The sequence below is a fragment of the Jiella endophytica genome, from assembly GCF_004519335.1.
Lineage (GTDB): Bacteria > Pseudomonadota > Alphaproteobacteria > Rhizobiales > Rhizobiaceae > Jiella > Jiella endophytica.
Genome location: NZ_SOZD01000004.1, coordinates 174,977 through 200,824, shown reverse-complemented (window position 1 = coordinate 200,824; position 25,848 = coordinate 174,977). Strand labels below are relative to the sequence as shown.

At 67.5% G+C, this 25,848-nt stretch carries 25 protein-coding genes; 17 read left to right on the top strand and 8 right to left on the bottom strand.

Annotated features, from left to right (window positions below; genetic code table 11):
* Positions 1 to 61 precede the first annotated feature (61 nt).
* The 3 genes from E3C22_RS13965 to E3C22_RS24500 all read left to right on the top strand — a co-directional run bounded on the left by E3C22_RS13965 (position 62) and on the right by E3C22_RS24500 (position 1,606).
* On the top strand, positions 62 to 616 hold the full coding sequence (locus E3C22_RS13965; protein WP_245514994.1) for a sigma-70 family RNA polymerase sigma factor: 555 nt from the start codon (positions 62 to 64) through the stop codon (positions 614 to 616).
* Complete coding sequence (locus E3C22_RS13960) at positions 613 to 1,362, top strand: anti-sigma factor (RefSeq protein WP_167591774.1); 750 nt, start codon at positions 613 to 615, stop codon at positions 1,360 to 1,362. The genes E3C22_RS13965 and E3C22_RS13960 overlap by 4 nt, the downstream gene beginning before the upstream one ends.
* An 85-nt stretch (positions 1,363 to 1,447) precedes the next feature.
* Positions 1,448 to 1,606 carry a hypothetical protein gene (locus E3C22_RS24500; RefSeq protein ID WP_167591773.1) on the top strand — a complete coding sequence of 53 codons (159 nt, stop codon included), beginning with the start codon at positions 1,448 to 1,450 and terminating at the stop codon, positions 1,604 to 1,606.
* Positions 1,607 to 1,704: 98 nt separating this feature from the next.
* Here the strand turns inward: E3C22_RS24500 and E3C22_RS24785 are convergent, their stop codons facing one another.
* Complete coding sequence (locus E3C22_RS24785) at positions 1,705 to 2,115, bottom strand: PIN domain-containing protein (protein WP_134762663.1); 411 nt, start codon at positions 2,113 to 2,115, stop codon at positions 1,705 to 1,707.
* Between the two features lie 261 nt (positions 2,116 to 2,376).
* On the opposite strand from E3C22_RS24785, the gene E3C22_RS13950 reads away from it, so the two are divergent.
* From E3C22_RS13950 to clpB, 10 genes are all read left to right on the top strand, one after another.
* The gene (locus E3C22_RS13950) at positions 2,377 to 3,441 is read left to right on the top strand and encodes an ABC transporter ATP-binding protein (RefSeq protein ID WP_134762662.1); all 1,065 of its coding nucleotides are present in this window, start codon (positions 2,377 to 2,379) and stop codon (positions 3,439 to 3,441) included.
* 142 nt (positions 3,442 to 3,583) lie between these two features.
* Positions 3,584 to 4,900, top strand: coding sequence for an ABC transporter substrate-binding protein (locus tag E3C22_RS13945; RefSeq protein WP_134762661.1), 1,317 nt, complete (start codon positions 3,584 to 3,586; stop codon positions 4,898 to 4,900).
* 301 nt (positions 4,901 to 5,201) lie between these two features.
* The gene (locus tag E3C22_RS13940) at positions 5,202 to 6,116 is read left to right on the top strand and encodes a carbohydrate ABC transporter permease (protein WP_134763010.1); all 915 of its coding nucleotides are present in this window, start codon (positions 5,202 to 5,204) and stop codon (positions 6,114 to 6,116) included.
* A 121-nt stretch (positions 6,117 to 6,237) separates the two neighbouring features.
* A complete protein-coding gene (locus E3C22_RS13935; protein WP_245515025.1) occupies positions 6,238 to 7,083 on the top strand; it encodes a carbohydrate ABC transporter permease in 846 nt (281 codons plus the stop codon).
* Positions 7,084 to 7,208: 125 nt separating this feature from the next.
* Entirely contained in the window at positions 7,209 to 8,153 is a 945-nt protein-coding gene (gene fabD / locus E3C22_RS13930) for an ACP S-malonyltransferase (protein ID WP_134762659.1), read from the top strand.
* Between the two features lie 61 nt (positions 8,154 to 8,214).
* The gene (gene fabG / locus E3C22_RS13925) at positions 8,215 to 8,952 is read left to right on the top strand and encodes a 3-oxoacyl-[acyl-carrier-protein] reductase (protein ID WP_134762658.1); all 738 of its coding nucleotides are present in this window, start codon (positions 8,215 to 8,217) and stop codon (positions 8,950 to 8,952) included.
* A 191-nt stretch (positions 8,953 to 9,143) separates the two neighbouring features.
* The gene (locus tag E3C22_RS13920; protein WP_026358398.1) at positions 9,144 to 9,380 is read left to right on the top strand and encodes an acyl carrier protein; all 237 of its coding nucleotides are present in this window, start codon (positions 9,144 to 9,146) and stop codon (positions 9,378 to 9,380) included.
* A gap of 200 nt (positions 9,381 to 9,580) precedes the next feature.
* On the top strand, positions 9,581 to 10,846 hold the full coding sequence (gene fabF / locus E3C22_RS13915) for a beta-ketoacyl-ACP synthase II (protein ID WP_134762657.1): 1,266 nt from the start codon (positions 9,581 to 9,583) through the stop codon (positions 10,844 to 10,846).
* A gap of 123 nt (positions 10,847 to 10,969) precedes the next feature.
* On the top strand, positions 10,970 to 11,629 hold the full coding sequence (locus tag E3C22_RS13910) for a glutathione S-transferase family protein (RefSeq protein WP_134762656.1): 660 nt from the start codon (positions 10,970 to 10,972) through the stop codon (positions 11,627 to 11,629).
* Between the two features lie 244 nt (positions 11,630 to 11,873).
* Entirely contained in the window at positions 11,874 to 14,495 is a 2,622-nt protein-coding gene (gene clpB, locus E3C22_RS13905) for an ATP-dependent chaperone ClpB (protein WP_134762655.1), read from the top strand.
* An 86-nt stretch (positions 14,496 to 14,581) separates the two neighbouring features.
* Here clpB and E3C22_RS13900 read toward each other — a convergent pair whose 3' ends face one another.
* Together E3C22_RS13900 and E3C22_RS13895 are read right to left on the bottom strand one after the other, a co-directional pair.
* Positions 14,582 to 14,995: a hypothetical protein gene (locus E3C22_RS13900; protein ID WP_134762654.1), complete on the bottom strand. Its 414-nt coding sequence runs from the start codon at positions 14,993 to 14,995 to the stop codon at positions 14,582 to 14,584.
* 12 nt (positions 14,996 to 15,007) lie between these two features.
* Positions 15,008 to 15,331, bottom strand: a complete 324-nt coding sequence (locus E3C22_RS13895) for a type II toxin-antitoxin system prevent-host-death family antitoxin (protein ID WP_245514993.1) — start codon at positions 15,329 to 15,331, stop codon at positions 15,008 to 15,010.
* 204 nt (positions 15,332 to 15,535) lie between these two features.
* Here E3C22_RS13895 and E3C22_RS13890 point away from each other — a divergent pair, with 204 nt between their 5' ends.
* The 3 genes from E3C22_RS13890 to E3C22_RS13880 all read left to right on the top strand — a co-directional run bounded on the left by E3C22_RS13890 (position 15,536) and on the right by E3C22_RS13880 (position 16,861).
* On the top strand, positions 15,536 to 15,850 hold the full coding sequence (locus E3C22_RS13890) for an ArsR/SmtB family transcription factor (RefSeq protein ID WP_134762653.1): 315 nt from the start codon (positions 15,536 to 15,538) through the stop codon (positions 15,848 to 15,850).
* The gene (locus E3C22_RS13885; protein WP_134762652.1) at positions 15,847 to 16,191 is read left to right on the top strand and encodes an SRPBCC family protein; all 345 of its coding nucleotides are present in this window, start codon (positions 15,847 to 15,849) and stop codon (positions 16,189 to 16,191) included. The genes E3C22_RS13890 and E3C22_RS13885 overlap by 4 nt, the downstream gene beginning before the upstream one ends.
* Positions 16,192 to 16,255: 64 nt before the next feature.
* A complete protein-coding gene (locus E3C22_RS13880; protein WP_134762651.1) occupies positions 16,256 to 16,861 on the top strand; it encodes an ATP-dependent Clp protease proteolytic subunit in 606 nt (201 codons plus the stop codon).
* 12 nt (positions 16,862 to 16,873) lie between these two features.
* On the opposite strand, the gene E3C22_RS13875 is transcribed toward E3C22_RS13880, so the two are convergent.
* From E3C22_RS13875 to bchI, 5 genes are all read right to left on the bottom strand, one after another.
* Positions 16,874 to 18,277 (bottom strand): MATE family efflux transporter, encoded by a 1,404-nt coding sequence (locus tag E3C22_RS13875; protein WP_134762650.1) that lies wholly within the window; start codon positions 18,275 to 18,277, stop codon positions 16,874 to 16,876.
* 127 nt (positions 18,278 to 18,404) lie between these two features.
* A complete protein-coding gene (locus tag E3C22_RS13870) occupies positions 18,405 to 20,738 on the bottom strand; it encodes a vanadium-dependent haloperoxidase (RefSeq protein ID WP_134762649.1) in 2,334 nt (777 codons plus the stop codon).
* A 276-nt stretch (positions 20,739 to 21,014) separates the two neighbouring features.
* Positions 21,015 to 21,941 carry an alpha/beta fold hydrolase BchO gene (bchO, locus tag E3C22_RS13865; RefSeq protein WP_134762648.1) on the bottom strand — a complete coding sequence of 309 codons (927 nt, stop codon included), beginning with the start codon at positions 21,939 to 21,941 and terminating at the stop codon, positions 21,015 to 21,017.
* Positions 21,938 to 23,818: a magnesium chelatase subunit D gene (locus E3C22_RS13860; protein ID WP_134762647.1), complete on the bottom strand. Its 1,881-nt coding sequence runs from the start codon at positions 23,816 to 23,818 to the stop codon at positions 21,938 to 21,940. The genes bchO and E3C22_RS13860 overlap by 4 nt, the downstream gene beginning before the upstream one ends.
* 13 nt (positions 23,819 to 23,831) lie before the next feature.
* On the bottom strand, positions 23,832 to 24,851 hold the full coding sequence (gene bchI, locus E3C22_RS13855) for a magnesium chelatase ATPase subunit I (RefSeq protein ID WP_134762646.1): 1,020 nt from the start codon (positions 24,849 to 24,851) through the stop codon (positions 23,832 to 23,834).
* A gap of 207 nt (positions 24,852 to 25,058) precedes the next feature.
* Here bchI and cobM point away from each other — a divergent pair, with 207 nt between their 5' ends.
* Positions 25,059 to 25,841 carry a precorrin-4 C(11)-methyltransferase gene (gene cobM, locus E3C22_RS13850; RefSeq protein WP_134762645.1) on the top strand — a complete coding sequence of 261 codons (783 nt, stop codon included), beginning with the start codon at positions 25,059 to 25,061 and terminating at the stop codon, positions 25,839 to 25,841.
* Positions 25,842 to 25,848: the final 7 nt, after the last annotated feature.

Genomic DNA, 25,848 nt, shown 5'->3' with positions numbered 1-25,848 from the left:
GCCCGAAATTGTTCGCCTAGACGAAAGAACAGATCGCCGAAGTCACGGGGAGGGGCCGGCATTGCAGCCAGATCAGGGTCGGTTGGCGCTCGTCGCACTCATGGATCGCCTCGCCACGGGCGAACAGGACGCGCTTGGCGATCTCTATCAGCGCACCTCGGCGAAGCTATTCGGCATCTGCCTTCGTATATTGAACGATCGCGACGAGGCCGAGGATGTACTTCAGGACGTCTATCTCACCATCTGGCGGCGTGCCGACCGGTTCGATGCCGCGCGGGCGAGCCCGATCACCTGGCTCGCGACGATCGCCCGCAACCGCTCGATCGACCGGTTGCGCCAGATCGGCCGGCGCGGCGAACGACCGGTCGAGGACATGGACGACCTGGCCGATGCCGGGCCGAACCCGTTCGAGGCGCTCGCCGAGAGCGACGACGGCCGCCGCCTCGCCGAGTGCCTCGGCACGCTGGACGAGCGGACGCGGGGCTCGATCATAGCCGCCTTTTATGGCGGCAGCACCTATGACGCGCTGGCAGAGCGCCTGAGCGTGCCGCTCGGCACGATCAAGAGCCGGATCCGGCGGGGACTGATGAAACTGAAGGGATGTCTGTCGCAATGAGCGATGTGGGACACGGGGACAGCGAAGAGGCCGATCTGGCCGCCGAGTATGCGCTCGGCGTCCTTGACGGGTCCGAACGTCGCTCCGCCGAGCGCCGCATCGAGCGCGACGGAGCCTTTGCCGCCGACGTCGACGACTGGAATCGGCGCCTCGCGCCGCTCTACGAGCGGATCGAGGCGGTGGAGCCGCCGCCGGGCGTCTGGCAGCGGATCACCGAGGATCTTTCCCGCATGCGCCGTCTCGGCGGCTTCGGGCCGCAGGCGCCGGCGCCGCGCGGCCGCCGCGTTGCCGGCATCTGGCAGTGGATCGGGCTCTCCGGCATGGGCCTTGCCGCCGCCAGCCTTGCTGCGCTGATCGTCGTCGGCGGCAACCTCGCCGGTCTCGGTGTTCCCGACGGCGCGGAAGACACGATTCTCGCGGGCACGCTCGTCAACGACCAGGGACAGCCGCTGTTCACTGTCGTCTTCTATCACGAGGACGAGCATGACGTCGCGACGCTGATCCCGGTGACCCGGCAGGACGATGGCGGCAAGGTGCCCGAGCTCTGGCTGGTGCCGCCGGACGGTGCGGCGCCGCGCTCGCTAGGCCTCCTCCATGCCTCGCAGCCGATCCTGATCGACATTGCCGATCGCACCGCCGGCGAGCCGAATGCGGCGCTGGCCGTCTCGCTGGAGCCGCCGGGCGGCTCGCCCACCGGCCAGCCGACCGGGCCCGTGGTCGCCCATGGCGCCCTGAATACGCTCTGAGACGCTGATAGCGCCGCTCGCCCGATCCCCTTCCGGTGCAGAAAGCGATTTCGATTCCGGCGGCCATGGGTTACGGCTGCCGGCCATGAGCAAGCTCTTTTCGATCCTCTTCGTCGTCCTGATGGGTGCCCATCTGGTCAGGCCCTTCGGCGTGCCGGGGCTGAGGAAGCGCGGCGATTTCTGGAAGATCGCCCTGGTCGGCCTCGTCGTCTTCGGGCTCACCGTCCTGATCCGGCCGGAGTGAGGCCGAGAGCCACCCGGCGTCGGCGATGCGAAGTGGTCTTCGACAAGACGTATACGTTGCCGGACTTCGCCGCGCCTGCCGGATGACCGTGGCCGTTCTCACCGTCCTTCGTCGGCAATCAGCTCATCCAGCGTCGCCACTGCAACGACGGTGCGGGCGACCCGGGCGAGGTCCTGGTCGAGCGTGACGAAGGCGTCGGCCTGGAGCCTCGTCAAGGCGAGATATTCGGCCGCAAAGGTGTCCGGCCAGTCGAGGCTCTCGGCGATCTCGAAGGCCACCCGCTGCAGCACCCGATCGCCGAGAAGGCGGAGCTTCAGCCGCCGCAGCTTGTCGAGCCGGGCATTGGCGGTTCTGCGGTCGCAATCGCCGCGCCGGACCGCCCGATAGAGCTCCGCAAGGACTTCCGACCTCAGGATCGTCGGCGCGAGGAGCTGGTGTCCGCTGAGAGACCCGCCGCCTTCCTCGATCAGCCGGAGAGCGACGTCAGGTCCGATGACGAAGCGCGCCATGAGCTGAAATCTCCCGTTTCGAAGCAGGCGATCGCGCCGGCTGCGACCAAATTTCCGTGCCGACTATAGAGCCACCGGCCAGCTTCGGGGATATCGCCGAACGGCTCTCTTGCCCCGCCCCACGCGGGCATCCGGAGCGTGCTTCAGCGGCGGTGCGGCGCCCTCCTGCCGGGCTGTACCCAGGGCACGATGAGCGTGCCTGTTGCGCTCACCGAGCGAAGCAGCCACTATGCGGTCAAAGAATACGTTGGGGGGAAGCGTATGGCATCGGTGGCGTTCAAGGACGTCCGCAAGGCATTCGGGACGGTGGAGGTGCTCCACGGCGTCTCGATCGACATCGAGGAGGGCGAGTTCGTCGTGCTGGTCGGCCCGTCGGGCTGCGGCAAGTCGACACTTCTGCGCATGCTCGCCGGGCTCGAGCATGTTTCGGCCGGCGAGATCATCATCGGCGAGCGGGTGGTCAATGCGCTGCCGCCGAAGGAGCGGGACATCGCCATGGTGTTCCAGAACTACGCGCTCTACCCGCACATCACCGTCGCCGAGAACATGGGCTTCTCGCTGACGCTGAAGGGCGTCTCGAAGGCGGAGATCGCCGAACGCGTGCGGCCCGCGGCCGAGATCCTCGGCCTCAGCCATCTCCTCGACCGCTATCCGCGGCAGCTGTCCGGCGGCCAGCGCCAGCGCGTCGCCATGGGCCGCGCCATCGTGCGCGAGCCGCAGGTGTTCCTGTTCGACGAGCCGCTGTCCAATCTCGACGCCAAGCTGCGGGTCTCGATGCGCTCGGAGATGAAGAACCTCCACCAGCGGCTGAAGACGACCACGGTCTACGTCACCCATGACCAGATCGAGGCGATGACCATGGCCGACAAGATCGTCGTCATGCATGACGGGGAGGTCGCCCAGGTCGGCGCACCGCTGGAACTCTACGACAGGCCGAACAACCTCTTCGTCGCCGGCTTCATCGGCTCGCCGGCGATGAACTTCCTGACCGGCACCATCGACGCGAACGACCGCCAGCGCTTTTCCACCGGCAATGGCGTCGCCCTGCCGGTCGGGCGCCCGGGCGAGGCCAAGGCGGGCAGCGAGCTGATCTACGGCGTCAGGCCGGAGAGCTTCCGCCTCGGCGGCGACGTGCCGCTCACCGTCGACGTCGTCGAGCCGACGGGCTCGGAGACTCATGTTCTCGCGCGGCTTGGCGAGACGCCCGTCACCTGCGTCTTCCGGGAACGGATCTCGGCCAAGCCAGGCGAGGAGATCCGGGTCGGCATCGACGAGGCGAGCGTCCATGTCTTCGACGCCAAGACCGGAGAGCGCGTTTCGGCATAGGAGATTGCGGCGACCTCGGGCGCGAGCGCCTAGCCGCAGCATTCCGGCGATCTGCCGGAAGGGAGGAAGAGGTCGAATGCGGCCCTGCCGGGGAGGCGGGGTCTCGAGACAACCGAGTACGTTGTGACAGGGAGGAATCGTCATGACCATCAACCGCAGAACCCTTATCCAGGGTGCGGCAGGCCTTGCCGCCGGCGCCGCGCTGGGCAGCCCCTTCGGGGCGGGGAGAGCCTTCGCGCAGGGCGCGATGCCGCAGTTCAAGCCGGAGGAGGGCGCTTCCCTCCGCCTGCTGCGCTGGGTGCCCTTCGTCACCGGCGAGGAGGAGGCCTTCAACGCCAACACCAAGGCGTTCACCGAGGCCACCGGCGTCGAGGTCCGCATCGACCAGGAGAGCTGGGAGGACGTCCGTCCGAAGGCTGCCGTCGCCGCCAATGTCGGCTCCGGGCCGGACATGGTGATGAGCTGGTTCGACGATCCGTTCCAGTATCCGGACAAGCTCGTCGACGTCACCGATCTCGGCAACGCCCTCGGCGAGGCGAATGGCGGCTGGTACGATGGCCTGAAGGGCTATGCCACCCAGGACGACAAGTTCATCGCCATCCCGCTCTGCGCCATCGGCAACGCCATCTGCTATCGCGAAAGCCACATGAAGGCGGCGGGCTTCGACGAATTCCCGAAGGACACCGACGGTTTCCTCGAGCTCTGCAAGGCGATGAAGGACAAGGGCACCCCCGCCGGGTTCCCGCATGGCAAGGCGGTCGGCGACGGCAACAACTACGCCCACTGGCTGCTCTGGAGCCATGGCGGCATGACCGTCGACGAGAGCGGCAAGCCGGCGATCAACAGCCCGGAGACCAAGGCCGCGGTCGAATACGCCAAGAAGCTCTACGAGACCTTCATTCCCGGCACCGAAAGCTGGCTCGACATCAACAACAACCGCGCCTTCCTCGCCGGTCAGATCTCGCTGACGGCCAACGGCGTCTCGCTCTACTACGCCGCCAAGAAGGATCCGGCGATGGCCGAGATCGCCGAGGACATCCGCACGACGAACCTGCCGATCGGGCCGATCGGCAAGTCGGTCGAGCTGCACCAGACCTCGACGATCAACATCTTCAAGCACACCAAATATCCCGAGGCCGCCAAGGCCTGGATCGCCTTCATGTTCCAGCCGGAGCAGTTCAACGCCTGGCTGGAAGGCGCCAGCGCCTATTGCTGCCAGCCGCTGAAGGGCTTTGCCGACAATCCGGTCTGGACCTCGAACCCGGTGCACAAGGCCTATGCCAACGCCTCGGCGAGCCTCAGGCCGAACGGTTTCGCCGGCCCGCTCGGACCGGCATCGGCAGGCGTCATGGCGGACTACGTGCTCGTCGACATGTTCGCCGAGGCGGTGACCGGCCAGCGCTCGACCGAAGACGCCATCGCCAACGCCGAACGGCGGATCAAGCGGTATTACCGGTAAGTCCAAAGACGCCGCGCCGATCCGGCGCGGCGCCGCATTAGCCCCCTCATCCTGAGGTGCGAGCGCGATCTTCGATCGGGCGAGCCTCGAAGGGCGAGGGGGCGCTTGGTGCACCTTAGAACCAAGGCGGGGGATCACCCCCGCCCTTCGAGGCTCCACCGGTCTATCGACCGGCTCCGCACCTCAGGATGAGGGTGATCCGTGCCCGTCATCTCCACTGCAGCGACGTTCACCGCGCAAGGAGCGGTCATCCATGGCCACCACAGACACCACGGCAGCGCGAGGGCGGTCCGGCGAGGCGATGCCGCGGCCGAACATCCTTCGCCGCTTCGTCGAGAGCCGCAACGGCCTCGGCCTGCTCTTCATGCTGCCGGCGGCGGTGTTCCTCCTGTGCTTCCTCACCTATCCGCTCGGCCTCGGCGTCTGGCTCGGCTTCACCGACACGACGATCGGCCGCAACGGCGAGTGGATCGGCTTTGAGAACTATGCCTGGCTGTTCGACGACCCGGTGTTCTGGCTGTCGGTCTACAACACGCTGCTCTACACCGTCGTCGCCTCGATCCTGAAATTCGCCCTCGGCCTGTGGCTGGCGCTGATCCTCAACGAGCATCTGCCGTTCAAGACCTTCTTCCGGGCGATCATCCTCCTGCCCTGGGTGGTGCCGACGGTGCTTTCGGCGCTGGCCTTCTGGTGGATCTACGATTCGCAGTTCTCGATCATCTCCTGGGTGCTGATGCAGTGGGGCTGGATCGATGCGCCGATCAACTTCCTCGGCGACCCGAACAACGCCAGGGCCGCCGTCATCGCCGCCAATGTCTGGCGCGGCATTCCCTTCGTCGCGATCTCGCTGCTCGCCGGGCTGCAGACCATCCCGCAGTCGCTGAACGAGGCGGCCGCCCTCGACGGCGCGACGTCCTGGCAGCGCTTCACCAAGATCACGCTGCCGCTGCTCACCCCGATCATCGCCGTGGTGATGACCTTCTCGGTCCTGTTCACCTTCACCGACTTCCAGCTGATCTATGTGCTGACCCGCGGCGGCCCGGTGAACGCCACCCATCTGATGGCGACCCTCTCCTTCCAGCGGGCGATCCCCGGCGGCCAGCTGGGCGAGGGCGCGGCCATTGCCGTGGCGATGATCCCGTTCCTCCTCGCCGCGATCCTGTTTTCCTTCTTCGGCCTGCAGCGCCGCAAATGGCAGCAGGGGGGCGGCGACTGATGCCCCGTCCGATCCCCGACAGAGCCATCGGAGTTTCCTTGCGATGACCGACAAGACCGTCGCCGACCATGCGATCTCCGGCAAGGCGAGGGCAGCCGCCCTTCGCGACGATTCGGAGGGCATGGACCAGTTCGACACGCCGCTGCGGCGGATCATGGTGGTCTATCTGCCGCTTGCCTGCTTCGTCTTCGTCCTGCTGTTTCCGTTCTACTGGATGGCGATCACCGCCATCAAACCGGATCACCAGCTGACCAACTACAAGGACTACAGCCCGTTCTGGGTGGTCGAGCCGACGCTCGAACACATCAGGTATCTCCTGTTCGAGACCTCCTATCCGGGCTGGCTTTGGAACACGATGCTGGTCGCCGTCGCCTCGACCTTCATCTCGCTCTTCGCCTCGGTCTTTGCCGCCTATGCGATCGAGCGGATCCGCTTCACGGGCGCGCGCACCACCGGGCTTCTCATCTTCCTCGCCTATCTGGTGCCGCCGTCGATCCTGTTCATTCCGCTCGCCTTCATCGTCTTCCAGGTCGGCATCTTCGATTCGCGGCTGGCGCTGATCCTCACCTATCCGACCTTCCTCATCCCCTTCTGCACCTGGCTGCTGATGGGCTATTTCCGGACGATCCCCTTCGAGCTCGAGGAATCGGCGCTGGTCGACGGGGCGACGCGCTGGCAGATCCTCACCAAGGTGGTGCTGCCCCTGGCGGTGCCGGGCCTCATCTCCGCCGGCATCTTCGCCTTCACCCTCTCCTGGAACGAGTTCATCTATGCGCTGACCTTCATCTCCTCCTCGGAGAACAAGACGGTGCCGGTCGGCGTCCTCACCGAACTCGTCAGGGGCGACATCTACGAATGGGGGGCGCTGATGTCCGGCGCGCTGCTCGGCTCGCTGCCGGTGGTGATCCTCTATTCCTTCTTCGTCGACTACTACGTCTCGTCGATGACCGGCGCTGTGAAGGAGTGATAGTCGAGGGGTCTGGCAGGCCGTTTCTTTCCACGCCATTGTGCGGCGCATGCTTGACACCTTCGACGACAACGCTCATTCCCCCGCAACCCAAGAGGTTGCGGAAAATTTGACGGAGTGACGACATGACGATGGCGCTGGTCTTTCCCGGGCAAGGCAGCCAGGCCGTGGGAATGGGCCGGTCGCTGGCCGAGGCCTATCCGGGCAGCCGCGCCGTCTTCGACGAGGTCGACGAGGCGCTCGGCGAAAAGCTCTCGCAGCTGATCTTCGAGGGGCCGGAGGACCGGCTGACGCTGACCGAGAACGCCCAGCCGGCGCTGATGGCGGTTTCGCTCGCCGCGGTGCGGGCGCTGGAGGCGGAAGGCTTCGCCGTCGGCGAGGCGAAGTTCGTCGCCGGCCATTCCCTCGGCGAATATTCGGCGCTCGCCGCCGCCGGCGCGATCGGCATCTTCGAGACGGCGCGGCTCCTGCGCCTGCGCGGCCAGGCGATGCAGCAGGCGGTTCCGGCTGGCGAGGGCGGCATGGCGGCGATCCTCGGCCTCGAGGCTGCGGCGGTCGCCGAGCTCTGCGTGCGGGCCGCCGAGGGCGAGGTCCTCTCTCCCGCCAACGACAATGGCGGCGGCCAGATCGTCATCTCCGGCGCTGCCGGCGCCGTCCGGCGCGCCGTCGCTCTGGCGTCCGAGGTCGGTGCCAAGCGGGCGATCGTCCTGCCGGTCTCGGCACCCTTTCATTGCAGCCTGATGACGCCGGCGGCCAGCGCGATGGCGGAGGCGCTGAAGGATGCGGCGATCGTCGAGCCTGCCGTGCCGGTCGTCTCCAACGTCACCGCCACCCCGACGCGCGAGCCGGCGGAGATCCGCGACCGCCTGGTCCGCCAGGTGACCGGCGAGGTGCGCTGGCGCGAGAGCATGGAATATCTCGCCGGCGCCGACGTCTCCGAACTCGTCGAGATCGGCAGTGGCAAGGTTCTCTCCGGTCTCGCCAGGCGGATCGACAAGCGCTTGACCGCCCAGGCCGTCGGCACCGCCGAAGCCGTCCAGGCCTTCGTCAGCGCGAGGGCTTCCGCCTGACGCGCAAGCTGAGTGGGACGCCGGGGCGAGCCCCGTTCAAGAAAAGCCGAGGAAACGCGACATGTTCGACCTGACCGGCCGGAAGGCCCTCATCACCGGCGCCACCGGTGGGATTGGCGAGGCGATTGCGAGAGCCCTGCACGGGCAGGGAGCGACCGTCGGGCTGCATGGCACGCGGCAGGAAAAGCTCGAGGAGCTCGCCGCTTCGCTCGGCGAGCGCTGCGCGGTGCTGCCGGCAAATCTTTCCGACCGCGACGGCCAGACCGACCTCGCAACCCGGGCGATGGAGGCCCTCGGCGGCGTCGATATCCTCGTCAACAATGCCGGCATCACCAAGGACGGGCTGATGGTGCGCATGTCGGATGCCGACTGGGACAGCGTCCTTGAGGTCAACCTGACGGCCGCTTTCCGCCTGACCCGCGAACTCACCCATCCGATGATGCGCCAGCGCTTCGGCCGCATCATCAACATCACCTCGGTGGTCGGGGTGATCGGCAATCCCGGTCAGGCGAACTACTGCGCCGCCAAGGCCGGCATGGTCGGTTTTTCCAAGTCGCTCGCCCAGGAGATCGCCGCCCGCGGCGTGACGGTGAACTGCATCGCCCCCGGCTTCATTTCCAGCGCCATGACGGATAAGCTCAACGAAAAGCAGCGGGACACCATTCTGGGGAAGATCCCGATGAAACGCATGGGGGAGGTGGCGGACATCGCGACCGCGGCGGTATTCCTGGCTTCGCAGGAGGCCGGCTACGTCACGGGACAGACAATTCACGTCAATGGCGGCATGGCGATGATCTGAGCCGCGAGATCCTGCCTCGGGCTCGGCCTGTGCCGCTATTGGCGGGGCCCAAGGAAGATGCTAACCACGCGCCCCATTATAATTCTTGGGGTGCAATCCATGGCGCTGCCGGCGAATCGGGCGGTGCCGCTTGATAAACGGCCGTGTCACGTCTAACGAACGGCAAACGTCATCACAGCAAAGGAATGACAATGAGCGATACCGCCGAGCGAGTGAAGAAGATCGTCGTCGAACATCTGGGCGTCGAGCAGGAGAAAGTCACCGAGAACGCCAGCTTCATCGACGATCTGGGCGCCGACAGCCTTGACACGGTCGAGCTCGTGATGGCGTTCGAGGAGGAGTTCGGCGTCGAGATCCCCGACGATGCGGCCGAGACCATCCTCACCGTCGGCGACGCCGTGAAGTTCATCGAGAAGAACCAGGCCTGATCGGCCGGCGGGGCCGGTTCGCGCTTCGGCATCGGGCTGCGGCAGGCAAGCCGCCGGGATGCCGGAACGGCGTGCTCCGCCAAACATGCATTCTAGTGGTCCATTGATCCCGACATTTGGCTGGAGCCATCGAGCAACGGGACCCAAATGTCGGCATCGGCTCACTGGTTCGACTAAATCAGTCTGGCAAAAGAGCGGACATGAGACGAGTAGTCATCACCGGCGTCGGGATGGTCACCCCGCTTGGCGCCGGCGCATCCGTCACCTGGAAGCGGCTTCTGGCCGGCGAGAGCGGTGCGGCGAAGGTCGAGAACTTCGAAGTTTCCGACATTCCCTGCCAGATCGCCTGTCAGATCCCTCGCGGCGACGGCCACGACGGCACCTTCAATCCCGATCAGTGGATGGAGCCGAAGGAGCAGCGCAAGGTCGACGATTTCATCGTCTATGCCGTCGCCGCTGCGGCCGAGGCGCTGGATGACGCCGACTGGCATCCGGAAGCCTATGAAGACCAGATCGCCACCGGCGTTCTCATCGGCTCCGGCATCGGCGGCCTGCAGGGCATCGAGAAGACCTCGCTGGTCCTTGCCGAGCGCGGTCCGCGCCGGGTCTCGCCCTTCTTCATCCCCGGCAGCCTGATCAATCTCGCTTCCGGCCACGTGTCGATCCGCAACGGGCTGAAGGGTCCGAACCATTCGGTCGTCACCGCCTGCTCGACCGGCGCCCACGCCATCGGCGACGCCAGCCGGCTGATCGGCCTCGGCGATGCCGACGTGATGGTGGCCGGCGGCGCCGAATCGCCTGTCTGCCGCCTGTCCATGGCCGGTTTCGCCGCCTGCAAGGCGCTGTCCACCCACTTCAACGACGACGCGCAGCGTGGCTCCAGGCCCTATGACCGGGACCGCGACGGTTTCGTCATGGGCGAAGGTGCCGGCATCGTCGTTCTCGAAGAGCTCGAGCATGCCAAGGCGCGGGGCGCGCGGATCTATGCAGAGGTGATCGGCTACGGCCTTTCGGGCGACGCCTATCACATCACCTCCCCCTCGCCGGATGGCGATGGCGCCTTCCGCTGCATGTCGGCGGCGCTGAAGCGGGCCGGCATCAGCGCCGGCGAGCTCGACTACGTCAACGCCCACGGCACCTCGACGCCGATGGGCGACGAAATCGAGCTGAAAGCCTTCGAGCGCCTCGCCGGCGACGGCGCGTCGAAGATCACCATGTCGTCCACCAAGTCGGCGATCGGCCATCTTCTCGGGGCCGCCGGCTCCGTCGAGGCGATCTTCTCGGTGCTGGCGATCCGCGACAATGTCGCGCCGCCGACGCTCAATCTCGACAATCCCTCGGTCGAGACGCCGATCGACCTTGTGCCGCACAAGAAGAAGGAAAAGCAGATCGACACGGTGCTGTCGAACTCCTTCGGCTTCGGCGGGACGAACGCCTCGCTGGTGATGCGGCGCTACGTCCAGTAGGCTCTGCCGGATCGATTTTGCCGAGCGGGCGGATGGTCGAAACGGCCGTCCGCCCTTTCTTTTTGCAGGGATCCTTGGTTCCGATTTGGCGGGGTCCGGGAGACGATCGGAGGAGATGCGACGATGACAGGCTTGAAGCTCTATTATGCGCCGGGGACCTGTTCCGTCGCATCGCATGTCACGCTGGAGGAGGCGGGCGCCGACTACGAGGCGGTCCGCATCGACTTCACCAAGAGCCAGCAGACCTCGCCGGACTATCTGAAGATCAATCCGAAGGGCCGGGTGCCGGCGCTGGTCGATGGCGATCTCGTCGTCACCGAGAACCCGGCGATCATGCGCCATATCGCCTTGAAGCATCCCGACAAGCGGCTGTGGCCGCAGGACGCCCGTCTCGATGCGCGCTGCACCGAGTGGCTGGCCTTCATGTCCTCCACCGTCCATGTCGCCTTCGCGCATGTGCGCCGGCCGATGCGCTACGCTCGCTCGGACGAGGGGCAGGCCGAGGTGGTCGATCTCGGCAGGGAGACGGCCCGCAAAGTCTGGCAGATGGTCGAGGACAGGCTCTCCGCCGAGGCGGCTCCCTTCGCGCTCGGCGCCGAGATTTCGGTCGTCGACGCCTATCTCCTCGTCTTCTGGAACTGGGGGCGCACCCCGACCCTCGGCTACGACATGGCGGCCGAGTTTCCGGCCTGGACGCGGCACGCGGCCATGATGGCCGAACGACCGTCGGTCAAAGCCGTTTTCGCCGAGAACGGCCTGACGCTGCCGGGGGCGGCGGCGTAACCCGTTACGCCTTCGAGTGCCTGTCCCGTATGGGGTTCGGCGATCGGCGGCGGGACGGGTATGAGGTCTGCGGCCAGCAACCGGCCGGCGTATCATTTTTGCAACAAATCTGCCGCCGGCCTCTTCCGACGCGGCCTCCCGTCTCCCATATCTCTCGCGGGCGGCTCGCCGAATTGCGGGAGCCGGACTCCAGTATGGGTGCGACGTGCCTCTTCAGAGGGCGCCGCGCAGATAGGAGAAAGCCATGAATCTGGAAAAATACACCGAGCGCGTCCGCGGCTTCATCCAGGCGGCGCAAACGGCGGCGGTCTCCGCCGACCATCAGCAGTTTTCCCCCGAGCACCTCCTGAAGGTGCTGATCGACGACGACGAGGGTCTCGCCTCCGGCCTGATCGAGAAGGCCGGCGGCCGGCCCGAGGAAGTGCGCCTCGCCGTCGAGGCGGCGCTCAAGGCCATGCCCAAGGTCACCGGCGGCTCCGGCCAAATGTATCTCGCCCAGCCGCTGGCCAAGGTCTTCGCCACCGCCGAGGAGATCGCCAAGAAGGCCGGCGACAGCTATGTCACCGTCGAGCGCCTGCTGCTTGCCCTCGCCATCGAGAAGAGCGCCAAGACCGCCGACATCCTCAAGAAGGCCGGCGTCACGCCGAACGGCCTCAACGAGGCGATCAACGATCTGCGCAAGGGCCGCACCGCCGACACCGCCTCGGCCGAGAGCGGCTACGACGCCCTGAAGAAATACGCCCGCGACCTGACGGCGGCGGCCCGCGAGGGCAAGCTCGACCCGGTGATCGGCCGTGACGACGAGATCCGCCGCACCATCCAGGTGCTCTCCCGGCGCACCAAGAACAACCCGGTGCTGATCGGCGAGCCCGGCGTCGGCAAGACCGCCATCGCCGAAGGCCTCGCTTTGCGCATCGTCAATGGCGACGTGCCGGAATCCCTGCGCGACAAGCAGCTGATGGCCCTCGACATGGGTGCGCTGATCGCCGGCGCGAAATATCGCGGCGAGTTCGAAGAGCGGCTGAAATCCGTCCTCTCCGAAGTGACGGCAGCGGCCGGATCGGTCATCCTGTTCATCGACGAGATGCACACCCTCGTCGGCGCCGGCAAGGCTGACGGCGCGATGGATGCCTCGAACCTCCTGAAGCCGGCGCTCGCCCGCGGCGAGCTCCACTGCATCGGTGCGACGACCCTCGACGAATACCGCAAGCACGTCGAGAAGGACCCGGCGCTCGCAAGGCGGTTCCAGCCGGTCTTCGTCTCGGAGCCGACGGTCGAGGACACGATCTCGATCCTGCGCGGCCTGAAGGAGAAGTACGAGCAGCATCATCAGGTGCGCATTTCGGATAGCGCCCTCGTCGCCGCGGCGCAGCTGTCGAACCGCTACATCACCGACCGTTTCCTGCCGGACAAGGCCATCGACCTCGTGGACGAGGGTGCCGCGCGTCTCAGGATGCAGGTCGATTCCAAGCCCGAGGAGCTCGACGAGATCGACCGCCGCATCATGCAGCTGAAGATCGAGCGCGAGGCGCTGAAGAAGGAGACCGACGACGCGTCCAAGGACCGGCTCGAGCGTCTGGAAGGCGAACTCGCCAATCTGGAGGAAGAGTCCGACCGGATCACCCAGGCCTGGCAGGCGGAGAAGTCGAAGCTCGGCCAGGCGGCCGACCTGAAGAAGCGTCTCGACGAGTCCCGCAACGAGCTTGCCATTGCCCAGCGCAAGGGCGAGTTCCAGCGGGCGGGCGAGCTCGCCTATGGCGAGATCCCCAAGCTCGAGGCGGCGCTGAAGGAGGCCGAGGCGAGCGACGGCGCGAAATCCGGCTCGATGGTCGAGGAGACGGTTTCGGCCGACCACATCGCCCAGGTCGTCTCGCGCTGGACCGGCATTCCGGTCGACCGCATGCTCGAAGGCGAGCGCGACAAGCTCCTGCGCATGGAGGATTCGCTGCAGAAGCGCGTCGTCGGCCAGGGCGAGGCGGTGCAGGCCGTGTCGCGGGCCGTCAGGCGGGCCCGCGCCGGGCTGCAGGATCCCAACCGGCCGATCGGCTCCTTCATGTTCCTCGGACCGACCGGCGTCGGCAAGACCGAGCTGACCAAGGCGCTCGCGAGCTTCCTCTTCGACGACGAGGCGGCGATGGTGCGCATCGACATGTCGGAATATATGGAGAAGCACTCGGTCGCCCGGCTGATCGGCGCGCCTCCGGGCTATGTCGGCTACGAGGAAGGCGGCGCGCTGACCGAAGCGGTGCGGCGCCGGCCCTATCAGGTGATCCTCTTCGACGAGATCGAGAAGGCCCATCCGGACGTCTTCAACGTGCTCCTGCAGGTGCTCGACGACGGTCGGCTGACGGACGGGCAGGGGCGGACGGTCGACTTCCGCAACACCCTGATCATCATGACCTCGAACCTCGGGTCCGAGTTCCTGGTGGCGCTCGGCGAGGACGAGAATGCGGAAGCCGCGCGCGAACAGGTGATGGCGGTGGTCCGCTCGGCCTTCCGGCCGGAATTCCTCAACCGCGTCGACGACGTCATCCTGTTCCACAGGCTGCATCGCTCGGAGATGGGCGCGATCGTCGACATCCAGATGGCGCGGCTGGAAAAGCTGCTCACCGATCGCAAGATCCATCTGGAACTCGACGAGACGGCCCGCGAGTGGCTCGCCCAGAAGGGCTACGACCCCGCCTATGGCGCGCGGCCCTTAAAGCGGGTCATCCAGCGCGAGGTGCAGGACCCGCTCGCCGAGAAGATCCTGCTCGGCGAGGTCAGGGACGAGCAGACGGTGAAGATCTCCGCCGGCACCGACCGGCTGAGCTTCTACGTCGTCGGCTCGAAGACCGGCAGCGAGGGCGACCGGGTGGCGGCTTGAGCCGCCACTGCGTCACCTGAACGAACTGACGGCGCGGGTCCGAAACGGCCCGCGCCGTTCGCCGTTCGTGGCGGCCTTGCAAGCAGTCAAGCACGCGTTCGGTCTACTTTCGCGAGGCCACCCTGTCGGGAGAGGGCTTTCAGGGCCTCGGCGATGTCTTTGCAGAACTTCGAGCTGAACGATCCGTAGGTCTTCGTGCCGGGTGCGTAATGCCAGGAATGCGGCAGGACGTCGTAATTGTATTCGCTGACGACGACGAAAGCCGGGCGCTTGGGGTTCAGGCCCGCCCGGCGTTTTTCGGTGTCCGGTACTTCGACGGCCTTTTGTCCTTTCCAGAGCTGATCCGTAATGCCGAGCAGCATGAGATGAGTCGTCGTGCCGTCCGCGCCCCCAACGTCGCGGCGGATCGCCAAACAGGTGGTGCGATCCTTGGCGTCGCGGATGCCCTTCGCTTCCTCCACCATCCAGAGATAGGGATAGGCGAAGACCGAACCCGTCACTCGCATTAGGCTTCAGCCGACTTGGTCATCATCCGCGATAAGCTGGACACGATGGGACGGATCGTAGCTTGCCTCGCCTTCCACGAGGTTGAGGTCGCCGACGGAACGATCGCGAACCTGCCCCAAAAAAAGCTCGCGAAGAGGCTCCGGCATCTCGTCCACATATCCTACATGGCGCGGGTCGCGGCCGCGTTGCGCCAGCTTTTCGTATTCCTCCACACGCATCAGAACGTACTTCTCGCGGCCGTGATGGGTCAGCGCGACGACCTCTCGGTCGGCGGCGCTCGTCACCGTCGACGTCGAGTGTGAGAGGGAAGTCATGGAGAACGTCTTCAAGGCCAATCTCCGCAAACGGAACCCCGAATCTACGTGTGCAAAATGCACATTTTTTACAAATTGGTAAAGCGCGTTCCTCGATGCGGCGGCTTCTCTTGGAGCGATGACCTTTCACAGGAGTCCGTTCAATTCGACAGAACGGATGAACAAAGCCAGCTCAGAACCTCGCTTGCGAATCACATAAGTCCATGCTTATCTATTGTCATGAGCGAGGACGACATCTTCAAGGCCCTGGGCGACACCACCCGCCGGGCCATCTTCGAAAAGCTGGCCTCCGGCGCGATGAACGCCAGCGCCTTGCGTGAGGGCATGGCGATCTCGCAGCCGGCGATGTCGCAGCATCTCGCCGTTCTTCGGGGCGCCAGTCTGGTGCGGGAGAGGCGGCAGGGGCGCTATGTGAACTACGAGGTCGATCCCGACGGGCTCGCCCGGATCGCCGGCTGGCTCGCACGCTACCGGACCTACTGGCCGGCCCGGATCGAGGCTCTCGAAGCGCTGTTGAAGGATATGGACCAATGAGCCGGGATACCGAAGACGACAAGGCCGCCGAACTCGTCTTGGAGGTCGACCTCGAAGCTGCGCCCGACAAGGTCTGGCGGGCACTCTCGATCGAGGCGTTCCGCGAGCGCTGGCTGCCGGCCGAGGATCTGGCGGATCCGGAGCCGATCGCGTCGGTGCCGGGCGAGGAATTGCTCTACCGGATGCGTGAACCGGAATATGGGGAAAGCTTGGTAGCGTTCCGGATCGCCGCCAACGCGGCGGGCGGAACGCGGCTGAGGATCCTCCACCATCTGACGGACACGCGGCGGGTCGCGCCACGGGCCGCCAACGGCAATGCACCGCTGATGCGCGCCGCCTGAACTCGGGCCGCCGGTCGCGCGGCCCGCGAAAGCCGATCAATGCCACTCGTAAGGGAGGTCGCCGATGCGCGGCACGATGCAGCTCGTCCCCATGGTGGTGGAACAGTCGAACCGGGGCGAGCGCGCCTTCGACATCTTCTCGCGGCTCCTGCGCGAGCGGATCATCTTCCTGAATGGCGAGGTCAACGACGACGTCTCCGGCCTCGTCTGCGCTCAGCTTCTGTTTCTCGAAGCCGAGAATCCGAGGCGGCCGATCTATCTCTACATCAACTCGCCGGGCGGCGTCGTGACCAGCGGCATGGCGATGTACGACACCATGCGTTACGTCTCCTCGCCGGTCCACACGGTCTGCATGGGAACGGCCCGATCCATGGGCTCGTTCCTGCTGATGGCGGGTGAGCCCGGCGAGCGTGTGGCGCTGCCGAACGCCAGCATCCACGTCCATCAGCCGCTCGGCGGCTTTCAGGGTCAGGCCTCGGACATCGAGATCCAGGCCGAGGAGATGCTGAAGGTGAAGCGGCGGATGATCCGGCTCTATGCCGAGCATTGCGGGCGCACGATCGAGGAAGTCGAGAGAACTCTCGACCGGGACCGCTTCATGTCGGCCGAAGAGGCGCTCGAATGGGGCCTGATCGACCGCATCCTCACCGAGCGCGAACTGCCGCGGTGAACCAGCTGACGGTCAGCCCACCAGCCCCAGCCGCTCGCGCCTGACATAGCGCCAGTTCATCATCACCGCCGCTGCCGCGAGCCCCGAGGCGAGGCCCCACCAGATCCCCGGCGCGCCGAGGCCGACCGGAAATGCCAGCACATAGGCGATCGGCATGCCGACCAGCCAGTAGCTGACCAGCGCGATGACCATCGGTACCCGGGTGTCCTTCATGCCCCTGAGGACGCCGGCGCCGATCGCCTGCAGCGCATCGGCGATCTGGAAGACCGCCGCGACGAGAAGCAGTGGCACGGCGGCCACCAGCACCTCGGCCGAATTGGCATTTTTCGGGTCGAGATAGAGCCCGATCAGCCGTTCGGGAAAGGTCCAGAACAGCGTCGCGGCGCCGAGCGCGAGCGCAGCGCCGATGAGCACCACGACCGCGCCGGCCCGCCCCAGCGCCAGGCGGTCGTTTCGCCCGAAGGCGAGGCCGACGCGGACGGTCGCGGCGCTGGCGAGGCCGAGCGGAACCATGAAGGAGATCGAGGCGATCTGCAGCGCGATGCCGTGGGCCGCGAGCGGCACGGTGCCGAGCCAGCCCATCATGATCGACGAGGTGGCGAAGAGCCCGACCTCGGCGATGATCGTCGCGGAGATCGGCAGGCCGAGGCGGACGACCTCGAAGAAGGCCGGCCAGTCCGGCCGCCAGGCCCGCGCATAGAGTTCGTAGCGTTTCAGCCCCGGCGCGGCGACGGTATAGCCGACGAGCAGCCCCGCCATCAGAAGGTTCGACAGGAGCGTCGCCAGTGCCGCGCCGACGATGCCCATGGCCGGCGCGCCGAGATGACCGAAGATGAAGATCCAGTTGAAGCCGGCATTCGCCACGGCGCCTGCGACGATCACCGCCAGCATCAGATAGGCGCGGTTCACCACCGTCAGATAGGCCCTGAGGCTGAGGATCGTCAGCGCCGGGAACATCGACCACTGGCCGATCGCCATATAGGCGCCGGCGAGCCGCGCGGTCTCGGGCTGCTGATCGAGGGCGAGGAGGATCGGCTCGATCAGCGCCAGCGGCACCATGATGATCGCGCCGTAGAGCATCAGCACCCAGACGCTCATGCGGATCGAGCGGCGCACGCCGCGGCTGTCGCCGCGCCCCTCGGCCCCCGCCGCGAGCGGGATCGCCGCATGGGCGAAGCCGGAGCCGAACAGGAACAGCACGAAGAAGGCCTGGGTCGCCAGAACCGTCGCGGCGAGCTCGCCGGCGCCGAGCCATCCGACCATGACCGTGTCGGTGACGTTCATCGTCACCTGCGCCAGCTGCACGCCGATCAGCGGCAATGCGAGGCTCATGGTCGCGCGGGCATGGCCGAGCCAGCCCTCGGCGGGCCGTCCCCGTCCGACCGCCGCCCCTTCGATTTCCTCGCCCAGTCGCATTGTTCTGCCCTTTTGACGGCGCTGTAGCGCCTCGGGCCGATGAAATCCAATGCGAATCCGCGATGGCAGAGATCGTCGCCGCAGATCGGCCGAGCTTTATGCTTTCAGGTCGCGGGGGCTTGCGAGCTTAGGGACGGATGCCCTCGATATTGACGAGGTCGAGCTGTCCGAAGCCGACCTCGCCGTTTTCGCTGTCCCAGCCGGCCGGAAGATCGCTCATCGCGATGTCGCGGCAGAGCAGCTTCTCGCGCATCGTCTTGCCGGCGGTCGGATAGTCTGCCGGCTGCACGGAAAACTGCGCCTGGGCCCGGCGGTGGGTCTTCGGCGCCATCATCACGTCATAGACCTGCCGCGAGACCCGGTTGCCGAGCACCACGCCGTCATCGGCGTCGTCGATCCAGTGCACGCCCATCCACAGGCGGCTGTCGGCGTTCTCCCGTTCCGCGCAGTCGAGGGTCAACGGCCTCGGTGCGCAGAACTTCGCCGGAGTCACCTTGTCCCGCAGGCCGCCGCCGGGCGCGGCTTCGCACCGGACATAATTGAAGACGTCCTTGCTGAAGCCGTTGAACTCGTCCGACTCGAAGGCGAATTCGGTCTTCGGGCCGACGAACTGGCGCAGCATGCCGAACAGGGCGCCGCCGAAGGCCGCGTGGCCGGAGACATAGGCGGGGAAGGGCGGGGTGATGTTGTAGGGCGAATCGGAATTCGTCACCTGCGCCCCGGCGGGAAACCACTTCGTCTGGCTCACCGAGCCGCGCGGCAGGGTGTGCTGCTGGGTGGAGGCGGTCGTCAGCGCGCTGGCTTCCTGGACGGGATAGGGCACGCCGGCCTGCCCCTGATCGGAGGACTGTCCGGTAGGGAATCCGCCTGCCGCCGGCTGGCTCTGCGATGGCGACATCGCCATGCTCAGGGCCTCGGCCCCGGACGGCTCCAGCCCGTCGGTCGCCTCATTGTTTGGGTCGAGCGCCTGTACGGCGCGGATATAGGTGACCGGGCGCGGGAACTGGAAATAGAACTTCGCGTCCCATGCCGCGATGGCAGTGTCGGCCATGGCGAAATTGACGAGGGCGAGGAAGCGGGAGACGTCGGCCGTGCTGGAAAGGTCGATTTGCTCGCGGCCCGCAAGCTCCGGCGCGGCGCCCTGCGCCTGCAGGTCGCGGATCTTCATCAGCACGGTCAGGGCGATCTGGTTGTAGAGCCGCGGCGGGGCGCAGAGATAGGCCGTCCCGTCATAGGCCCAGTACTGCGCCAGGAAGAAGCGGTCGAGCTTCGGGCCGCCGGGATGGCCGGCGCCGGTCCCGTCGAGCCGCGGGTCGGTGCCCCATCTCGCTACGGCGTTATAGGATTTCAGCTTGCGGGCTGCGGCCCGGATCTGGTCCGGCGTGCCGTTCACCGGCAGGTCGATGCGCGGCGCGTCGGCCTCCGACGGGCGGAACTGATAGCTCGACTTCATCGCGAAGGGCTTCACATGCATCCAGTTGCCGCCGAGCGCGGTGCTGATCTTCGAGACGGGGTCCTGCATCCACTGGACGAAGGCGCGGTTCCGCTCGTCCGGCCGGTAGCGGTATTCGAAGCTGTCGTCGAGTTCGGGCTCCGACAGCCGCGCATTGTCGCCCTCGCGCTCGGCCTTGATCGTCCCGGCAATCTCCCGCCCGACGGCGACACCGTTTTCGCGTGCGAGCTTCAGGATCGCGACGTCCGGATCGTTGTCGCCCTCGATCGCCTGGAGCGAGCACTGGTAGTAGACATGCAGGCTGAGCGACGGCGTCAGTTCGTTGCAGAGAGCGTCGGAAAAGCCCGTTCGCGCCGCCCCTTGCGAAAACCAGCTGACCGTCGAAAGGCTCGGCGGCGCGGTGTTGAGCGTTGTTTCCCGGAGGCTCGGATAGAGCAGCTCGAGCGTCAGATAGGCCGCCTCGGACAGGGCCGCCGCCTCCCGCGCCCTGACGTATTTCTGCCGCTGCTGTGCGGAAAGCCCACCGGGCAGGGAGAGGTCGAAGGTGTGCGGCGTCTTCAGGGTGGTCGCGTAGGGCGCGGCGTTCATCGTGTTGGCGACTTCGAACAGCGCCTGATGAACCATGGCGAGCGCCCGCGACGACCGCGCCGGGCCGACCTGCTGGTGCCTGATCCCCGGTCCGGTCGGAGCATGGTCGACCGCCGTCGTGTCCAGCGCGACGAGATGCCAGAGATAGAGATAGCTCATGGGATCGTTGCGCTGCTTGAGCAGCTTCAGGAGGGCGGTGGAATTGGTGAGGGTCGTGTCGGTGAACTGCCCCTTTTCGACCACCGCGGAGAGCATGTCGTCGATCCCGGCCACCCGCTGCGCCCAGCGCTGCTCGCTGGCGGCCCGCGCGGCGTCCGACTGGGCGCTGGGGGACGGCGTGGTGCCGAAGACGCGGTAGAAGTCGTGCTGGCTCAGCGCTCGCAGCGGGTGATCCCGATCCTGCGCAGTTGCCGCACCCATAGCACTTAACGAAACGGCACAAAGTGCCGCGCAAAGCTTGAGCATAAAAGCCTCCTCGAAAAAGCAAGCATGCCGGCACTCTATTTACTATAGATATTCCAAGTCTAAATCCGGATCAAACGGATTTTTTACATGCGTGCAGCGACAATCGCCGGGCAAATCGCCGGTTGAAAAGATGATTTTTCACGAGGAACGGTGACCGCATGCCGCAGCGGTAGAGAGAGGTGCGGGCGCCGGTCGGGACGATGACCGCGTCCTCCGCCCGTCGGCCGTGTCTCAAGCCGTGCCGGTCCGTGGTGCCTCGCGGTCTTCGCCGGCCGGAGCGGCTTCCTGCGCAAAGGCCCGGAGCATCAATGCTCCGACCGTCTCGGGCGCCTCTTCATGGGCGAGATGGCCAAGGCCCGGCAGCGTCTCGACCCGGGCGCCCCTGACCATGCGGGCGACGCGCTCGGAGACTTCCGGCGGCACTGCCCGGTCGCGCATGCCGACGACGAGGGTGAGCGGCACTTCGAGCCGCGGCAGGTCGCGCCGCAGACTTTCGAGATCCCAGTTCGCCATCATCGTCAGCGCGCCCTCGACATGGGCGGGCGAGGCGAGCAGCCGCTCGTAATAGGCGACGCCCTCCGGCGAAATCCGCGAACCGGTGCTTTCCATCAGCTGGGCGACGGCACGGCCGTTTTTCGCCCGCCAGGAGAAGAACCGCGGCGCCACCGGGTTGAGGAAGAGGAGCTTCGCCAGCCGCGGGAAGAGATGCGCCGCGACGCCGGGAAAGGGCAGCAGCGCGCCGTTGAGCGAGACGATGTGGCGGGGGCGGATCTCGCCGTCGAGGGCCATGCGAAGGAGGATCGCCGCGCCCGCCGAATGGCCGGCGGCAAGGGCCGGCACGACATCGATCGCCCGCAGCATGGCGGCGAGGGCCGCACCCATGCCGGTGATCGACGGCCGCCGCCAGCGCGGCGCCGGGGTGAAGCCGTGGCCCGGCAGGTCCGGCATGATCACGCGATGGCTTTCCGCGAGAAGCGGCGCGAGATCGCGGAACGAGTGGGTCGAGGCGCCGGTGCCATGCAGGAGAAGCAGCGGCGGCGCGTCGTCCGGCCCGAGGACCTGGACATGGAAGCGCGTGCCGCCGGCCTCGATGAAGCGGCTCCGATCGCGATGCGGCCAGTCGCGGCCGTCGCGGGAAAAGTCGAGCCGTCCGCTCATGGCCTGGCGATGGCGCGGCTTGCGAGGGCCCCGCGCGGTGCGGCCGCCACCAGTTCCGCCAGCGCCTGCGAATCGGCGCGTGGCAAGGCGAGGTAGCTCGCGCCCATGGCCGCGGCGATCTCCCGCGCGGCCTCGCTCGGGCGTTGGGCAAGGTCGATGACGAGGGCGGCGATACCGCTCGCCCGCACCGCCGCTGCCGCCATTCTTGCGTCTTCCATCGCCTGCGGCCGGCCGGCCGCGCCGGCAAGCGAGATGTTCGCCCGCCCGTCGGTGAGAAGCGCGATCAGCGGCGTGCGGCCCTCGCGGGCGCTCGCCTTGGCAAGGTCCAGCGCGGCGAGAATGCCGCTGGCGAGCGGCGTGCCGCCGCCGGCCGGGAGCGCGGCGAGGCAGCGCTTCGCCCGGGTAAGCGAGCGGGTTTCGGGAAGCAGCACGTCGGCGCGGGTGCCGCGGAAGGCGGCGAGCGCCACCCGGTCGCGGCGGACATAGCATTCGGCAAGGATGCGCTCCACGGCGCCCTTCGCCTCGGCGAGGCGGGCGAGCGCCGCCGAACCCGAGGCGTCGACGGCGAAGATGGTCGCGGTCTCCGCCTTGCCACGATGGCGGCGGACCTGAATGTCCGCGGCGCGGATCTCGAGCGGTCGCGGGAGCACATCGGTTTGCCGCCCGCTGCGCTCGCGTCGCCGGATCGTCTGCCAGGGCGCTGCGGCGCGGAGCGTCGCGACAAGGTCGAGCCGGTCGCGGCGGGGATCGCCGGGCCGGGTGCCGATCGCCCGCCCACGCCTTGCCCTGCCGGCAAAAGCGCCCTTGCGTCCGCCGCCCGCCGGCATCTGCCGCGAGCGGGCCATGGCGGCGAGGCGCTTCAGGAGATCGGCCGGGAGCCCGGCATCCGCCGCCTCGATCAGCGTTTCGTCCTGCGGCGCGATCTCTCCGGTTTCCGTCTCTTCGGCCCTGTCGCGGACATCATCCTGCGGCGGCTCGTTCCGCGTCGCGTCGTTGCCGTCCTCTTCGTCGCGTGCGGCAGACAAGTCGTCCTCGTTGCCGTCTTGGGGCATGCCGGGAAGGGTGGTCGCACGGGGAAGCAGCACCAGCCGGATGGCGGTCTCGATGTCGGTCTCGCCCGGCAGATGCCTGCCGGCGAGCGCCGCCGAGGCGCAGGCCGCCCGGAGCGCCAGATGCGGCGCCCGCAGCGAGACGATGCCGAAGGCCATCGCCGCCTGGCAGATCGTCTCGAGGCCGGCCTCGTCCGGCCGCACGGCCATCAGGCGGTCGCGGGCCGCTGCGATGGCCGCAGCGTCGAGATGTCCGCCAGCGCTGCCCCGGGGATCCGCTCCGTCCAGCGACAGCCATAGCCCCAGCCGCTCGCAAAGAGCGTGCGGCGGCGCCTCGTCCTCCTCCATCCCCTCGTCGAGGGCGAGGACGCCGATGCGCGCCGGCAGCTCTGCCGAAAGGCCGTCCCGCTCGATCGGCACCGTGCCCCTGTCGAGCGCCAGCGCCAGCAGCCCGGCGGCGTCGTCTGCCATGCGCTCGGCCATGGCGGCGACGATGACGCCGCCGTCGCTTGCGGCGATCAGGCCCTTTTCGGCGATCGGCCGCCCGGCCGCGAGCGATGCGGCAAGATCGAGCCCGCCGGTCAGCGCCGCCGGCGATGCGCCGGCCGGAAGTTTGCGCCATGCCTCGCCGGGGGGAAGCGACGCCCGCAGGTTTTTGAGCGCCTGCTGGCGGACGGGCCCGGCCCTGGCGGCGAGCCGAAGCCCGAGGCCGGGATCGACCGCAAAGAGCGAGAGGCAGAGCAGCGCTTCCTGCCAGAGCGCCGCAGCATCGGCGGTCTCCGGCGGGCTCGCCGCGCCGTCATTTGCCGGGATCGGCCGGGCGGTCATCGCGCCGACCCGCTCAGGCTGCCGCGAGTTCGCCGACGGCGCGGGTGACGCGCGTCGCCGAGCCCGCCTCGTCCAGCGGATCGCGGCGCAGCCGGTGGGAGAGCGCCAGCGGCGCAAGCTCGGCGAGATGCGGCCAGCCGACCTCGGCCCCGCCCTGCAGGGCGGCGAGCGCCCGCGCGGCCCGCATCAGCGTCAGTTCGCCGCGCAGCCCGTCGGTCCCGAGGCGGATCGACAGCTGCGCCGCCTTCTCCAGCGTCTCGTCAGGAACGGCGACGTTGGCGAGGCGCTCACGCGCCGCGAGGATGGCGCCCCGCACCGCGTCGTTCTCCGCCTCGAAGCGGGCGGTGAAGCCGGCCGGGTCGCGCTCGAAGGCGTCCCGGCGCTTCACCACCTCGATGCGGGTCGCAAGATCGGTCGGCGTCTTCACCTCGACCGACAGGCCGAAGCGGTCGAGCAGCTGCGGCCGCAACTCGCCCTCTTCCGGGTTGCCGCTGCCGACCAGCACGAAGCGCGCCGGATGGCGCACGCTGAGCCCCTCGCGCTCGACGACGTTCTCGCCGGAGGCGGCGACGTCGAGCAGCAGGTCGACCAGATGATCCTCCAGAAGATTGATCTCGTCGATATAGAGAAAGCCGCGATTGGCCCGCGCCAGAAGCCCGGGCTCGAAGCGCTTCTCGCCGGCGGACAGCGCCCGTTCGAGGTCGAGCGAGCCGGCGATCCTGTCCTCCGTCGCGCCGAGTGGCAGGTCGACCACCGGCACCGGGACACGGGCTTTGCCGCGCCGCGACTTCGGCTTGCCGCGGCAGGTCTCGCAGGCCTCGTCGGGCCGTGCCGGGTCGCAGCGATAGGGACAGCTCGCCGCCTCGATTTCCGGCAGCACCGCGGCGAGCGCGCGGACGGCGGTCGACTTGCCGGTGCCGCGATCGCCAAAGACGAGCACGCCGCCGATGGCCGGATCGACCGCGGCGATCGACAGCGCCAGCTTCATCTGGTCCTGGCCGACGATGGCGGCAAAGGGGAAGGCGAGCCTCATATCCGCAGGCTAGCGAGTTTGGCGGCGAATGAGAAGCCGTCATTCCATCAAAAATGACAGCCCGAGTGTCACGTCGTATTGACAGCGAGGCTCCGGCCGCCGCCTGCCGATCGCCTGCCCGCCAATCGAGGCGCCTCCCGCTGTTGTGCCGGCCCGCCGACTGTGGTCGAAAGCGGCTCCTTCGAAAGACAAGCGGGACGAAAAGCCATGACGGTCCATTTCATCGGCGCGGGGCCGGGCGCTGCCGATCTCATCACCGTGCGTGGCCTGAGGCTGATCGAGGCCTGTCCGGTGTGCCTCTATGCCGGCTCGCTGGTGCCGCAGGAGGTGGTCGCGGCGGCTCCCGCGGGAGCGCGGGTGATCGACACCGCGCCGATGACGCTCGACGAGATCGTCGCCGAGATTACGGCGGCGCATGGGCGCGGCGAGGATGTCGCGCGGGTGCATTCCGGCGACCCGTCGCTCTATGGCGCCATTGCCGAGCAGATCCGCCGGCTGGAGGCGCTCGCCATTCCCTACGACATCACGCCGGGCGTGCCGGCCTTCGCCGCCGCCGCCGCGGCATTGAAGCTGGAACTCACCGTCCCGGAGATCTGCCAGACGGTGATCCTCACCCGCACGGCGATGAAGTCGTCGAAAATGCCGGAGGGCGAGGAACTGTCGACCCTCGGGCGGAGCGGCGCGACGCTGGCGATCCATCTTTCGGTCCGCAACATCGCGCATATCCAGCGCGAACTCGCGCCGCTTGCGGCCTATGGCGAGGATTGCCCGGCGATCATCGCCTACCGGGTCGGCTGGGAGGACGAGGCATTCATCCGGTCGAGCCTCGGCGAACTGCACCGCGCGGCGCGGGACGCCAAGCTCACCCGCACCGCGCTGATCTTCGTCGGTCGCGCGTTGGGGGCGACGGACTTCATCGATTCCAAGCTCTACGATGCCGGCCACGTCCATGTGCTGCGGCCGAAGCGGAAGACGACGAAAGCGGAGTAAGGCGGAA